Annotated in this window: 10 protein-coding genes; 1 reads left to right on the top strand and 9 read right to left on the bottom strand. The window is 70.1% G+C overall.

The window, feature by feature from the left end:
* Positions 1-95: 95 nt before the first annotated feature.
* From ACQP0U_RS01185 to ACQP0U_RS01155, 7 genes are all read right to left on the bottom strand, one after another.
* Positions 96-2,978 carry a galactose-binding domain-containing protein gene (locus tag ACQP0U_RS01185; RefSeq protein ID WP_433315001.1) on the bottom strand — a complete coding sequence of 961 codons (2,883 nt, stop codon included), beginning with the start codon at positions 2,976-2,978 and terminating at the stop codon, positions 96-98.
* Positions 2,979-3,116: 138 nt separating this feature from the next.
* Positions 3,117-4,763: a glycoside hydrolase family 13 protein gene (locus ACQP0U_RS01180; RefSeq protein WP_433314999.1), complete on the bottom strand. Its 1,647-nt coding sequence runs from the start codon at positions 4,761-4,763 to the stop codon at positions 3,117-3,119.
* Positions 4,764-4,864: 101 nt separating this feature from the next.
* Positions 4,865-5,752 (bottom strand): carbohydrate ABC transporter permease, encoded by an 888-nt coding sequence (locus tag ACQP0U_RS01175; protein ID WP_433314997.1) that lies wholly within the window; start codon positions 5,750-5,752, stop codon positions 4,865-4,867.
* Positions 5,753-5,764: 12 nt separating this feature from the next.
* On the bottom strand, positions 5,765-6,721 hold the full coding sequence (locus tag ACQP0U_RS01170; protein ID WP_433314996.1) for a carbohydrate ABC transporter permease: 957 nt from the start codon (positions 6,719-6,721) through the stop codon (positions 5,765-5,767).
* Between the two features lie 83 nt (positions 6,722-6,804).
* Complete coding sequence (locus ACQP0U_RS01165; RefSeq protein WP_433314994.1) at positions 6,805-8,184, bottom strand: ABC transporter substrate-binding protein; 1,380 nt, start codon at positions 8,182-8,184, stop codon at positions 6,805-6,807.
* Positions 8,185-8,517: 333 nt separating this feature from the next.
* Positions 8,518-9,522, bottom strand: coding sequence for a LacI family DNA-binding transcriptional regulator (locus tag ACQP0U_RS01160; RefSeq protein ID WP_430499341.1), 1,005 nt, complete (start codon positions 9,520-9,522; stop codon positions 8,518-8,520).
* Between the two features lie 93 nt (positions 9,523-9,615).
* The gene (locus ACQP0U_RS01155) at positions 9,616-11,103 is read right to left on the bottom strand and encodes a dihydrolipoyl dehydrogenase family protein (RefSeq protein ID WP_433314992.1); all 1,488 of its coding nucleotides are present in this window, start codon (positions 11,101-11,103) and stop codon (positions 9,616-9,618) included.
* Positions 11,104-11,183: 80 nt separating this feature from the next.
* Between ACQP0U_RS01155 and ACQP0U_RS01150 the strand changes: the two genes are divergently transcribed.
* Entirely contained in the window at positions 11,184-12,260 is a 1,077-nt protein-coding gene (locus ACQP0U_RS01150) for a serine hydrolase domain-containing protein (RefSeq protein ID WP_433314990.1), read from the top strand.
* 13 nt (positions 12,261-12,273) lie between these two features.
* Here ACQP0U_RS01150 and ACQP0U_RS01145 read toward each other — a convergent pair whose 3' ends face one another.
* Both ACQP0U_RS01145 and ACQP0U_RS01140 read right to left on the bottom strand, forming a co-directional pair.
* Positions 12,274-13,599 carry a cryptochrome/photolyase family protein gene (locus ACQP0U_RS01145; RefSeq protein ID WP_433314988.1) on the bottom strand — a complete coding sequence of 442 codons (1,326 nt, stop codon included), beginning with the start codon at positions 13,597-13,599 and terminating at the stop codon, positions 12,274-12,276.
* On the bottom strand, positions 13,596-14,519 hold the full coding sequence (locus tag ACQP0U_RS01140) for a phytoene/squalene synthase family protein (RefSeq protein WP_433314986.1): 924 nt from the start codon (positions 14,517-14,519) through the stop codon (positions 13,596-13,598). Before ACQP0U_RS01140 ends, ACQP0U_RS01145 begins: the two co-directional genes overlap by 4 nt.
* Positions 14,520-14,537 lie beyond the last annotated feature (18 nt).

Below are 14,537 nucleotides of genomic sequence, written 5' to 3'. Positions count from 1 at the left end.
GGTGCGGGTTGGGGACGGGTCGGACGGTCGGCGCGGCGTTGCGCCGGAGCGCCCGGACCGGGTGCCCCCGCCCGGTCCGGGCGGGGGCGCCCGACCTAGCTGGAGTAGACCTCGAACTCGCTGAGCTGGCCGGCTGGCCAGCCGCTGTTACCGGTGACGGTCAGCCGCAGGTACCGCTGGGTGGTCGCCGTGAAGGTCACGGTGACCGTGTTGCCGCTGGCCGGGTTGAAGCTGTAGCCGGCGGACGCCTTCAGCGTGCTGAACGACGAGCCGTTGGTGGAGCCGAGCACCGCCAACGTCTGCGTACGCGTCTGCCAGGCCGATGACGGTGGGAGCTTCAACACGACCCGGGACACCGAACGATCGGCGCCCAGGTCCACGGTCAGCGACTGCGGGAACGCGTTGTTGGCGCTCTCCCAGTAGGTGTTCGCGTTGCCGTCCACCGCGTTGGGGGCGGCGTACACGTCGGAGTGGCTGGTCTCGGTGATCGACCGCCCGGCCGCCAGGTTGCCGCTCGGCGGCGGGGTGGTCGGGGGTGGCGTGGTCGGGGGCGGGGTGGTCGGCGGCGGAGTGGTCTGCGTGCCGCCGTACACCTCGACCTCGGAGAGCTGCGCCGCCGGCCAGCCGGTGTTGCCCGTGACGGTGACCCGGATGTAGCGGCGGTCACCCGAGGGCAGCCCGATCGACACCGCGTTGCCCGAGCCGGGGGCGAAGACCCGACCGGCGGACGACGCCAGGGTGGTGTACGACGAGCCGTCGGTGGAGCCGAGCACCGACAGGGTCTGGGTGCGTTGTTCCCAACCGCTGGGCAGCTTGAGCACAACCCGGTCGACCGATCGGGACGCGCCCAGGTCGATGGTGACCGACTGGGGGAAGGCGTTGTTGGCGCTCTCCCAGTAGCTGGCCGCGTTGCCGTCCACCACGTTGCCCGCCGTGTAGCTCTGGTTGGTGCTGGTAGCGGTCGTCGACCGGCCCAGCGCCAGGTTCCCGCCGGTCGGGGGCGGCGTGGTGGGTGGCGGCGTGGTGGGTGGCGGCGTGGTCGGGGGCGGGGTGGTCGGCGGCGGCGAGGTGGGTCCGCCGCCCCACTGCGGGTTCGGCCACGGGCCGCAGTACGGCGTCGGGGTGTACCAGCCGGAGTTGCCGGAGCCCTGGGTGATCTGGAAGCCGGCGCCGACGCAGTTGTGGATCGGGTTGCTCTGCGCGATGTTGGTGGCCCGCACGTTGGTGAAGGACACCTGGCTGTTCGCCTGCACCTGGAGCGCGTACGTGCCGGCGCCGTCGATCCGTACGTTGTTGAGGTTGATCCCGTTGGTCTGACCCTCGATCCAGTGCAGCGCCGCGTACGAGCTGTCCAGGATGTCGGTGTCGGTGATGTTGATGGTGGGGTTCTGGAACGCCTCGTTGAGCGCGGAGAACCAGATCGCGCCGACACCGAAGTTCCAGTTGTAGTCCGAGTTGCCGTTACGGATCAACGTGTTCCGGGCGATCGTCCAGGTGCCCTGGACTCCGGTGGCGCCCTGCACGCCGGGGTAGCGGTTCGCGACGTGGATGCCGCCGCCGTTGGTCAGCGAGTCGGCCGTCACGTTGTCGGTGATCTTGATGTCCCGACCGCCGTAGCTGACCAGGTGGTTCGCCAGCAGGGTCACGCCGATGGTGTTGTGGGTGAAGGAGTTGTTGACGTTCGGCACGCTCTGCGCCCACATCGCCAACGCGTCGTCGCCGGTGTTGCGGACGAACGTGTTCGTCACCGTCGAGTTGGTCACCCCGGTGTGGAAGTTCACCCCGTCCGCGGTCTGGTCCAGGATGCGGCTGTTGCGGATGGTGAAGTTGTCCATCGGGCCGTCCATCCACGCCCCGACCTTGGTGTTCTCCAGCCAGAGGTTGTCGACCACCGAGTTGGTCATCGCCCCGCCCAGGGCGTTCACCTGGTCGTCGTCGATCCGCTCGCGGATGTCACCGATGATGGCGAAGTCCCGCAGCGTGACGTTGCGGCTCGGCCCGTTCGCCTCGTGCGAGCGGACCGGGCCGGTGTAGCCGCCACCGGGGACGTACTTGCCGTAGATGCCGACCGACCGGTGCCGTTCGGTGGGGTGCCGGCCGCCGAGCACCGAATACCAGGGGCCCGCGCCGCGCAGGGTCACCCCGTCGACCACCACGTGATCCCAGAGGGTGAAGGTGCCGGTCGGGATCCAGACCGCCCGGCCCTGGGCCTTGCCGGCGTCGACAGCCGCCTGGAACTTCGCCGTCGAGTCGGTAGCGCCGCTCGGGTCGGCGCCGAAGTCGGTGACCACGTCGAGCACACCGGAGGGCTTCGTGATCGCCGGGGCGACCAGCTCGAAGTCGGCCAGGTCGATGGTGAACGTGGGCGACTGCGCGGTCGAGGAGACCTGGAGCCTGATCTTCGTTCCGGCCGGCTGGGTGCTGCCGAACAGCGCCCGGGTCTCGTCGTAGAAGTGGTGCGGGTTGGTGTCGCCCGGGTTGTTGTTGAACGGGTAGCCGCCGTAGTACCAGCCGTACTTCGACGTCACCGGAACCGACTTCAGCAGCGACCCGTTGGCCCGCAGGTCGATGGTGGCGTCCCGGCCGGTGCCGGCCGGGCTGTCCGGCAGGCTGTAGCGGAAGGTCACCGCGTTGGCCGGGGCGGTGAGGGTGAACTCGACGTACTCGCCGACGGCGTCCAGGGTGACCGCCTCGCGGCCGGACGCCTCGGACGGCAACGTGCCGTAGCGCCGGTCCGGGCCGATCTTCGTGCCGTTGTGGGCGGTCTCCTCCGCCTCCTGCTCGACGAACGGCACTGTGGCGCCCCGGTTGGGGATGTCGAAGGGGGACAACCCCGCCGCCGAGGCCGGGGTCGCGGTGCCGGTGACCGCGAGGGCGGTCACCGTTGTGGCGGCGAGCAGGGTGGCGGCGATGGCGGCCAACCCTGCCCGGGTCGGGTGTCGAAGGTGGTGCGGGGTGCCGGTGGTGTGGTTGGCCATGAGCTGCGCTCTCCCTTTCGTCAGGCAGGCCAGATCCCCCCGTGTCGGTGCGGTGTCGCGCGTCCCCCCTCGTTTCTCCCTTCCTGGTGGCGTGGTGCCGGCGGCCGGGACGGGCCGCCGGCACCACGGCGAGCAGAGTCAGGTCAGGCCGGGTCCGTCCGCCGCTTCGGCGGTACGCAGCCAGACCGCGGTGTCGGACGGCAGCAACCCGTCGTCGAGCGGCCCGCTGGCCAGCAGCAACTCCCCCTGAGCTGGCATCGGCACCGGCGCGGCGGACAGGTTGACCAGGCAGGTGAAGCCACCACCGCGACTGAACGCGAGCACCCCGTCCGGGGCGGGCAGCCAGGTCAGCTCGCCGTCACCGAGCGCCGGGTCGGCCTGCCGGGCCTGGATCGCCGCCCGGTACAGCTCCAGCATCGAGGCCGAGTCGCCGGTCTGCGCGCGGGCCGTCCGGTCCTTCCAGTCGGCCGGCTGCGGCAGCCACGGCGCGGCGGCACCCGCGGGGCTGAACTCGAACGGCGGCTCGTCCCCGGCCCACGGCAGCGGTACGCGGCAGCCGTCCCGACCGGGGTCGATCCGGCCGGACCGCTCCCACATCGGGTCCTGCCGCATCGCGTACGGGATGTCCTCGACCTCGTAGAGGCCCAGCTCCTCGCCCTGGTAGACGTAGGCGGCACCGGGCAGCGACAGCGACAGCAGCGCTGCGGCGCGGGCCCGGCGGGTGCCCAACTCCAGGTCGGTGGGGGTCCCCTCGCGCTTGGCGGCGAAGCTGAACCGGGTGTCGGCCCGACCGTAGCGGGTGACGTGCCGGGTGACGTCGTGGTTCGAGAGCACCCAGGTGGCCGGCGCGTTGACCGGCGCGTGCGCGCTCAGCGTCCCGTCGATGCTCTCCCGCAGCGCCGAGGCGTCCCAGGCGCAGCCGAGGAAGTCGAAGTTGAACGCCGCGTGCAGCTCGTCCGGGCGCAGGTAGTTGGCGAAGCGCTGCCGGTCCGGCAGCCACACCTCACCGATCAGCGCCCGGTCGGCGTACTCGTCGGCGACCCGACGCCAGCCCCGGTAGATGTCGTGCACCCCGTCGAGGTCGTGGAACGGGTGCGGCTGGTCGGGCTGGACCTCGGGCAGCGTCCCGTCCTTGACCAGGAGCCCGGCCGAGTCGATCCGGATGCCGTCCACGCCCCGGTCGAACCAGAACCGGAGGATGTTCTCGAACTCCTCCCGCACCCGTGGGTGGTCCCAGTTGAAGTCCGGTTGCTGCGGGGCGAACAGGTGCAGGTACCAGTCGCCGGGGGTGCCGTCCGGGTTGGTGGTGCGGGTCCAGGTCTCGCCGCCGAACTCGCCGATCCAGTCGGTGGGTCGCTCGTCGCCGTTGGGGCCCCGGCCGGGCCGGAACCAGAACAGGTCCCGTTCGGGTGCGTCGGGCCCGCCGGCGAGCGCGGCCTGGAACCACGGGTGGGCGTCGGAGCAGTGGTTCGGCACCACGTCGACGATGGTCCGGATGCCCAGCGCGTGCGCCTCCGCGATCAGCGCCTCCGCCTCGGCCAGGGTGCCGAAGACCGGGTCGATGTCGCGGTAGTCGGAGACGTCGTAGCCGGCGTCCGCCATCGGGGACGGGTACCAGGGACTGAACCAGATGGCGTCGACGCCGAGCGCGGACAGGTGGTTCAGCCGGGACCGGATGCCGGCGATGTCGCCGATGCCGTCGCCGTTACCGTCGGCGAAGCTACGGGGATACACCTGGTAGATCACCGCTCCCCGCCACCACGGACTTCTGTCAGCTGTGGACACGAGCACCTGCTTTCTGCGTCAGTACGTCGGCGTGTTCGCCGGACCTGGTTATGTGTCGGGCGAACGGTCGTTGTTCGCCGCGCGGAAGGATGCGGTGGTGGCTATCCCTTGATGCTGCCCGTGGTCAGACCGGACATGATGTTCCGTTGGAAGATCAGGAAGATGATGACTGTCGGGATCGCGGCGATGACCGAGGCGGCGATCACCACGTTCATCGGTGTGCCACCGGCGAAGGCGTAGATGCCGACGCTCACCGTCCGGGTCTCGGGCGAGGGCATGACCAGCTTCGGCCAGAGGAAGTCCTTCCAGACCGCCGTCACGGCGAAGATCGAGACTACGCCGAGGATGGGACGCGACAGCGGCAGGATGATCGACCAGAGCGTGCGCAGCGACGTCGCCCCGTCCATGAGGGCGGCGGCCATCAACTCCTCCGGAATCGAGTCGAAGAACCGCTTCAGCAGGAAGATGTTGAACGCGTTGGCGACCAGGGGCAACCAGATGGCGAACGGTGAGTCCAGCAGGTTGATGTGCACGATCGGCAGGTCGATCACCGTCACGTACTGCGGGACGATGAGGACCATCGCCGGGATCATCAGCGTCCCCAGCATCAGGGCGAGGATCACGTTGCCGAAGATCGGCCGAAGCTTCGACATCGAATACGCGGCCGCGGTGTCGAAGACGAGTTGGAACAGCACCGCGCCGGCCGCGTAGTAGAACGTGTTGAAGAGCAGCTTGGCGAGTTCCAGGTTGTTCCAGGCGTCGATGTAGTTCTGCGGCTGGGGATCCTTCGGAAACAGCGACGGCGGGGTCTGCGCGATCTCCTGACCGGACTTGAGTGCGCCGGTGACCATCCAGTAGAGCGGCCCGAGGAAGACGAGGGTGAAGCCCACGACGACGACGGTGAGCAGAGCCCAGTAGATCAACCTGCCTCGCCCACGGCGAAGCTGCGCGTGAGAGATGAGGGTCCGGGTGCCGGAGTCCTGTGCCATGTCTCGCCCGTCCTAGTCCTGTTTCGCGCTCAGCCGCAGGTAGGCGGCGGAGAAGCCGGCCAGCACCACGAGCATGATCACGCCCAGTGCGGCGGCGCCGTTGAGGTCGTTCTGGAAGAAGCCATGCTGGTAGATGAGGTACGCCACGGACGTCGCGGAATCCTCCGCACCCGCGCCGTTGGCGAGGATCAGTGGCTCGATGAAGAGCTGCATCGTGGCGACGATCTGGATCATCGCCAGGAGCGCGAGGATCAGCCGGGTCTGCGGGATCGTCACGTGGCGGATGCGCTTCCAGATCCCGGCGCCGTCGAGCTCGGCGGCCTCGTAGAGCTCGCCCGGGATGTTCTGCAGCGACGCCAGGTAGATCAGCACCGCGCCACCCATGTTCATCCAGGTCGAGGCGAGCACCATGGCCGGGATCGTCATGTCGGGTGACTGCATCCACTGCGAGGTGGGCAGGTGCAGCGCCTTGAGGATCGCGTTGAACAGACCCGCCTCGCTGGGGTCGTACGCGTAGAACTTGAAGAGGTACAGCGCGGAGGCCGGCGGCAGCATCACCGGCAGGTAGACCAGGATCCGCAGGTAGCCCTTGGCGTGCCGGAACTCGTTGAGCAGGACCGCCACGAAGAACGGCACCGCGTACCCGAGGAGGAGCGCGAGCAGCGTGAAGTAGAGCGTGTTCTGCCAGGCCGGCCAGAAGCTCGGGTCCGCGAAGATGCGGGAGTAGTTGTCCCAGCCCACCCAGGTGGTCTCGCCGCGCCGGGTCCGCTGGAAGCTCATCACGATGCCGCGGACCATCGGGTACCAGGAGAAGACGACGAAGCAGAGCACCGCCCCGATCAGGAACGCGTGACCGGTGAGGTTGTCCCGTAGCTTGCGGCCGAGGCTGGTGCGCTGCGGCCTGGCCGAGTACGGCGACGGCGGGCGGCCCGGTTTCCTGGGGGTCTCCGGGACGGTGGTGATCGCCAAGGCAACTCCTGGGTGAGTCGGTGACGTCGAGACACGGTGCGGATGTGGGGGCCGGGTCGGCGTCCCGGCCCCCACACGATCGGTCAGCTCTCGGCGGCGAGGAGCTGGTTGACCTTCTCCTCGGCGGTCTTGAGCAGTGCGTCGATGTTCGAGTTCGGGTTGGTCAGCACACCCGACATCGCGGCGTCGAGGACCGCGTAGACGGCCTGGGCGTTGCGCGGCTCACCCTTGATCGTGACCGGGGTCGCCTCGAAGAGCGCGAAGTTCGCCGTGTCGACGTTCGCGTTCGCCTTACGCAGCTCCAGCTCCTGCTTCTGCGCGTCACTGCCGTTGGCGAAGAGCAGCGGCTGGGGCAGACCCACCGGGTAGTTCTGCGGCTTGGCCCGGACGTAGTCGAACTGACCCTTGCCCGGGGTGAGCTTCTGGTACGCGATCCACTTCAGACCGGCCTTGACCTGCTCGGGAGTGAGGTCCTTCTTGAAGAAGTAGCCCTCGCCACCACCGAGCGTCCCCTTCGCCGCGCCGTCCTGGCCGGGCAGCGGAGCCATCGCCCAGTCCTGGAACTTGCCCTGGAACTGGCTGACGATCGCCTGGGTGGCGTCCGGCGCGCCGATGAACATGCCGACCTTGCCCGCGCCGGCGTTCGTCAGCAGGTCGCCCCACTGCAGCAGCTGACGGGCGCCCATGCTGTTGTCGCCGTACCGCATGTCCTTGAGGTTCTGCAGGACCTGCTTGCCCATGGCGTTGTTGAAGTCGGCCTTCTTGCCGTCCTCGGTCAGCACCTGGCCGCCCTGCGAGTAGAGCAGGGAGGTGAAGTGCCAGCCGCCGGTGTTGCCGGCGCTGTACTCCGAGTAGCCGGCGATGCCGTTGCCGAGCGCGGAGATCTTCTTGGCGGCGGCCCGGACGTCGGCCCAGGTCTTGGGCGGGTTGTTCACGTCCAACCCGGCCTGCTGGAACAGGACCTTGTTGTAGACCAGGCCCATCGAGTAGTTCTTCACCGGAACGGCGTAGAGCTTGCCGCCGTCGGTGAAGACCTCCTTGAGCGCCGGGTCGACGCTCTCCCAGGTCGGGATCGCGTCCTTGTTGACGTGCTGGCTGATGTCCATCGCCTGACCGGAGTCGAGCACCTGCTGGAGATCGGTCATGTAGCCGTAGAACACGTCGGTCACGGTGCCGCCGGCGAGGCGGGCGGTGAAGTCCGGCGGGTTGTTGCACTGCTCGCCGACGCTGACGCTCTTGATGGTGATGTCCGGGTTCTGCTTCTGGAACTCGGCGACGTCGTCGTTCCAGTTCTTCAACAGCTCTTTCTGGGCGCCGACCGGCTGGCAGTCGACAGTGATGGTGACCTTGCCGCCTGCGTTCGAGCCCTTGTCGTCGCTCTTCGTGGAGCATGCCGTGAGGCTGAGCCCCAGGCCGGCCACGAGCGCAACCGCCGCAGCCTTTCGGTATTGCGGTACGGACATCTGTCCATCCCTTCGGGAACGGGTGTCTCCAATGACCTTCGCTGATCTGCGGTGATACGACCTGACGCCCAGTAGCTGCGTCGGAGCCAGGTGTGAGTGGAGTCACTGTAGCGAGGCCGACTCATTTCGGCAAGGTATCGACCCTGTTCCGAAAGGACACGACGTGATTACGACAGATGTTGGCAAGGAGCTGAAAGCAGACCGCTTTGCTCGCTATTGATCCCTTATGGGCGGTCATTCGGCCCGGTCGATGCCGACCGTCGCGAGCAACGACGAAAACGGCCGCCGACCGCGAGAAGCGGTCGACGGCCGAAGCGTCGTCGGGTGTGCTGCCTAGCGGCCGGGGGCGGGCGCGGTGGAGCCCCGCACCACCAACTCCGGCTCGAACAGCAACTCGTCCTGAAGGACGCCGGCACCCTCGATCTGGGTGACCAGCAGATCCACCGCAGCCTGCCCCATCGTCTCGATCGGCTGCCGCACCGTGGTCAACGGCGGATCGGTGCACGTCATGAACGCGGAGTCGTCGAAACCCACCACCGACACGTCTGCCGGCACCGAACGACCCAGCCGCCGGGCCGCACGGATCGTGCCCAGCGCCAGCACGTCGCTGGCGCAGATGATGCCGGTCACGCCCCGCTCGACCAACTTCGTGGCGGCGACCCGCGCCCCCTCCATCGAGAAGCTGGAGCGCTCCACGCACTCGGCGTCGCCCTCGTCCCAGCCCGCGGCCTTCATCATCGCGTCGAGCTTGCGTCGGGACGGCACGTGCCCCTCCGGGCCGAGCACCATCCCGATCCGCTCGTGCCCGAGCGAGCGCAGGTGCCCGTACGCCTGCTCCACCGCCACCGCGTCGTCGGTGGAGACCCGGGGGAAACCCAGCTCGTCCACACCCGCGTTGACGAGTACGACCGGAAGCCCCCGGTCGGTCAGCCGACGGTAGTGGTCGTGCCGCGCGTCGGCGAGCGCGTACGAGCCACCAGCGAAGATCACCCCGGAGACCTGGTGGTCGAGGAGCATCTCCACGTAGTCCATTTCGGAGACGCCGCCGATGGTGCGGGCGCAGAGCGCCGGGGTGTAGCCGCGCTGGGCGAGAGTGCCGGTGACGACCTCGGCCAGCGCCGGGAAGATCGGGTTCTGCAACTCGGGCAGCACCAGCCCGACCAGCCGGGCGCGTTCGCCGCGCAGTTTGGTCGGCCGCTCGTAACCGAGCACGTCAAGTGCCGTCAGCACGGCGGTGCGGGTCGCCTCGGAGACTCCGTCGCGGCCGTTGAGCACCCGGCTGACGGTGGCCTCGCTGACGCCCGCCTTCTTGGCAACTTCAGTCAACCGCTTGGTCACGGTCGCAATCGTACGTCACCTGAATGAAAGAAATGAACAGCGAATTGCCTGCCGCTTGCTGGCCGGCTGCCTGATCACCGCGCCGGCCTGGGGTCAGGACAGGTCGCGAAGGGCGTCCTCGATGGCCCGGTGGAAGGTCGGGTACGCGTAGATCATGTGTCGGAGCTGGCTCAGCGGCACCGCCGCGTGCACCGCCACCACCAGTGCGGACAGCACCTCGCCGCCGGCCGGGCCGACCGAGGTCGCGCCGATCAGCACACCCTGGTCGGCGTCCGCGACGAGCTTGATGAAACCGTCGTCGCCGACCCGGTGGATCCAGCCTCGGGTCGAGCTGCCGAGTTTGGTGAAACCGACCTGCACGTTGATGCCGCGCTCGCGGGCCTGCTGCTCGGTGAGCCCGACCGCGCCGACCTCGGGGTCGGTGAAGGTCACCCGGGGCAGCGCGCGGTAGTCGGCTCGCGGGACGGTGCCGGCCGACCCGCTCGACCCGCTGGCGGCGAGCGCACTGGACGCGCTCATCGCACCGCCGACCACGCTGGAGGTGCCGCTGGCGTCCGGCCCCGCCTTCGCCTGCCGGGCGTGCGCCAGGATGTCGGCGATCACGATCCCCGCCTGGTACATGGCGATGTGGGTGAAGGCGCCCTCGCCGGTCAGGTCGCCGACCGCCCAGACGTGGTCGGTGACGTGCAGACGGTCGTCGACCGGGAGGTAACGCTGGCTGGCGTCCAGGCCGATCGTGTCCAGACCCAGCTCGGCCAGGTGGGCCTTGCGCCCGGTCACCACCAGCAGCCGTTCGGCGGTGAACTCCGCGCCGCCGCCACCGCGCAGGGTGAACCTGGTCCCGTCGTGCTCGACCCGTTCGGCGCGTACCCCGGTGTGGATCTCCACGCCGTCGGCGCGCAGCGCCGCGGCGGCGACTTCGGACGCCTCGGGCTCCTCGATGGCCAGCACCCGGTCGAGTGCCTCGACCACTGTGACCCGGACCCCGAAGCGGGCGAAGACCTGCGCCAGCTCCAGACCGATCGCGCCGCCGCCGAGCACGAGCAGCGACTCCGGCAGCTCCTCGACCTCGATCGCCTGGTGGTTGGTCCAGTACGGCGTGTCGGCCAGGCCGTCGATCGGCGGCACGGACGGACGGGTGCCGGTGCCCAGCACCACCCCGTGTCGGGCCTCGAAAACCTGGTCCCCGACCCGGACCCGGCGCGGACCGTCGAGCCGGCCGCTGCCCCGCACGAGCCGGCCGCCCTTGCCGATGAACCGCTCGGCGGCGACCGTGTCGTCCCAGGTGTCGGTGGCTTCCTCGCGGATCCGTTTCGCCACCGGCGCCCAGTCCGGCTGGACCTGCGCCGTCCCGGCGAGCCCGTCGACCCGGCGAGCCTCGGCGAGAGCGTTGGCCGCTCTGATCATCATCTTGCTCGGGATGCAGCCCCAGTAGGGGCACTCCCCGCCGACGAGACCCCGTTCGACGCCGACGACGCTCAGGCCGGCGTCGGCGAGCCGCTCGGCCACCTCCTCGCCGCCGACCCCGAGCCCGACCACGACCACATCCACCAGCTCCGGCTCCGCCACACCGAACAGCATCCCCCAGCGACACCACCCCGACCACCGGGGTCGGCGGAAAAGTCGGCACGCTCACCGGCCCGGACGCCTACCGTGGCCGGATGCACGCACGCTTCGCTCCGGTCCGGGACTGCTTCCACGACCTGCTCGCCTCCGGCCGGGAGACCGGCGCCGGCCTGACCATCTGGTACGACGGGCAGCCGGTGGTCGACCTGGTCGGCGGCGCCCGCGACGGCCACAGCCCGGTTGGCGAGCCGTGGCTGCCGGACACGCTTGTGAACGTCTACTCGGTCGGCAAGCCGGTCGCCGCGCTCTGCCTGCTGCTGCTCGTCGACCGGGGCGCTGTCGATCTCGACGCGGCGGTGGACCGGTACTGGCCGGAGTTCCGCACTCCCGCCACCGTGCGTCAGGTGTTGTCGCACACCGCTGGGCTGCCGGCCTTTCCGGTGCCCCGACCGGCCACCGCGATCGCCGACTGGACGCTGCTCACCGGCGACCTGGCCGCCGCCGACCCCGAGTGGTCGCCGGGCTCGGTCGCCGGGGAACACGCCTGGACGTACGGGCATCTGGTGGGCGAGCTGGTCCGCCGCGTCGACGGACGGTCGGTGGGCCGGTTCCTGGCCGAGGAGATCGCCGACCGGTGGAAGCTCGACCTCGGCTTCGGGCTGACCGGGGCGGACCAGACGCGTTGCGCGGACCTGCGGTACGGCGACCCGCAGTGGCCGAGCCGGAAGCTCGGCGAACCGGGGTCACTGCGGGCGCGGGCGCTGGGCAACCCGGCCGGCGGGCTGGACCTGGCGGTGCTGAACAGCCCGCTGTGGCGGGGTGCGGAGATGCCCGCCGTCAACCTGCACGCCACCGCGTCCAGCCTGTCCCGGCTCTACGCCGGCCTGTTGGCCGGTGGTGTCCTGGACGGCGTCCGGCTGGTCAGCCCGGACCTGATCGCGGAGGCCACCCGGGTCCAGTACGACGGGCCGGACCTGGTGCTGGACCGCCCGGTCCAGTGGACGCTGGGCATGCAGCGGGAGCCGGATGGCAGCTGGGGAATGGGCGGCATCGGCGGCAGCAGCGCGTGGGCAGACCCCGAGCGCGGCTACACCTTCGCGTACGCCACGGCGCACCTCGCCGAGCACGACCGGGTGGACGAGCTTGTCGAGGCGTTGCACTCGGTGCTCTGACCCGGGTGAGCCGTCAGCGCAGCCAGACCGGGTCGGTGCCGGGCACGGACAGCGGCGGCGGGTAGTCCAGGGTGCGCCGGAGCTGCTCCGGCAGCTTCCACGGTTGGTGCACCGCCCTGCCCTGCACCCCCGCCAGCTCCGGCACCCACCGACGCACGTAGTCGCCGGCCGGGTCGTACCGTTCGGCCTGCCGGACCGGGTTGAACCCCCGGTAGGGCTTCGTGTCGTTGCCGGTGCCGGCGACCCACTGCCAGTTGCCGGAGTTGTTCGCCACGTCCCCGTCGAGCAGCCAGCGGAAGAACACCGCCACCCCGGACCGCCAGTCCTGCCCGAGGTGCTTGGTCAGGTAGCCGGCGGTGATCAGCCGGGCCCGGTTGTGCATCCAGCCCTGCGTCCGCAGCTGCCGCATCCCGGCGTCGACGATCGGCATCCCGGTGCGTCCCTCGGCCCAGGCGGCCAACGCGTCGTCGTCGTAGCGCCACTGCTCGGTGGCACCCCGCCGGTACGCCGCTGTCGAGATCTCCGGAAAGGCCGCGGTGACCTGGTAGTAGAAGTCCCGCCAGCAGAGCTGCCGGACGAAGGGTCCGGACCGGTCGCCGGCGCGGTTCGCCACCCCCAGCGGCGACACGCAGCCGAAGCGCAGGTACGGGCTGAGCCGGGAGGTGTCGTCGCCGGCCATGTCGTCGTGCTGATCGCCGTACCGGGTCAGGTCGGGCAGCCAGTCGGTGAGCCGCTGCCGGGCGACCTGCTCGCCGCCGACTGCCGCGTCCGGCGAGTCGCCGGCCGGCAGCGCCGGCAGCCGGCCCACGCTCACCCGGTCGGGCAGCGCGATCCGGCGCGGCGCGGCCAACTCCTCGCGCCACCGCTTGGCGGCCCAGGCCCGGTGGTACGGGCTGAACACCCGGTAGTGGTCACCGCCGCCACCGGGCCGCAACGCGCCCGGCTCGACCACTGTCAGCCCCGGGAACAGTCTCAGGTGCAGCCGGTGCCGCTCGCACTCGGCGCGTAGTCGCCGCTCCCGGCGGCCGGCGTAGTGGCTGACGTCGGCCGAGAGCGCGACGGCGGTGGCGCCGACCTCGGCGGCCAGCCGGATCGTCTCGGCCACCGGGTCGCCGTGCCGGACCACCAGGTCGCCACCGCGGTCACGGAGCTGGGCGCGCAGGTCGGCGAGGGCCTGGTGCAGGAAGCGGCTGCGGTTGGCGGAGAGATTGGCAAGCGCCGGGTCGAGCACGTACAGCGGCACCACCTGGTCGAAGGCCGCGCAGGTGCTGGCCAACGCCGGATGGTCGTGCACCCGCAGGTCGCGGGTGAACAGCACGATCGCCGTACTCGCGGTCACCGGCTCTCCGGGCGGATCGTCGGCCCGGGGATGACGACAGGCGTACCTGTCGAGGTGAGCAGAGCCCGCGCGGCCACCGCCATCCGTCGCCGCTGCGGCACCAGGGCCCGTCGGACGAAGACGTCGTAACCCTGCGCGGCAACCTCGTCGAGGATGCCGCCGTAGAGCGCGTACGCGGTGCGCATGCAGGCCTGCGAGGCGGGCGCCAGCATGGTGATGCCCGGCGCGGCGGCGGCGTAGTGCGCCTGGGCGCGGGTCACCTCGTACTCGATCAGCTCGCGGACCCGGGGGGTGACGCGGCCCCGGGCGCAGGCCTCGGCCAACTCCTCGCGGGTGACCCCGAACTTCGCCATGTCCTCGTCCGGCAGGTAGGTGCGGCCCCGGTCGAGGTCCTCGGCGACGTCCCGGATGAAGTTGGTGAGCTGGAAGGCGAAGCCGAGCTGCCGGGCCGGCTCCCGGGCCGCCTCCGGGTCGGAGCTGCCCAGGATCGGCAGCATCATCGTGCCGATGACCGCCGCCGAGCCCTCCATGTAGTCGAGCAGGTGGTCGTAGGTCGGGTACGCGGTGACTGTCAGGTCCATCGCCATGCTCTTCAGAAACGACGCAAAGTCGTCCCGGTCGAGATCGAAGACGGCGATCGTGTGCAGCACGGCCGGCAACAGCGGGTCGTCGACAGGCGCACCGTGCAGACCGGCCACGAACTGGCTGGCCCAGTGGTCCAGCAGGGCGGCCCGCTCGGCCGGCGGCAGGTCCTCGGTGCGGTCGACGATCTCGTCCGCGTACCTGGTGAACCCGTAGAGGGCGTGCACATGTCGTCGTTTCCAAGCGGGGAGCAGGCGGGTGGCGAGATAGTAGGTGCGGCCGTGGCGTTTGTGCAGCTCACGGCACCGGTCATAGGCAGCGGTGAGATCAGTTTCCACCGGCCCTCCTCCATTTAT

This window comes from Micromonospora sp. CA-269861, from assembly GCF_050948505.1.
Classification (GTDB): Bacteria; Actinomycetota; Actinomycetes; order Mycobacteriales; family Micromonosporaceae; genus Micromonospora.
This window is presented reverse-complemented; position numbering and strand designations above follow the sequence as displayed.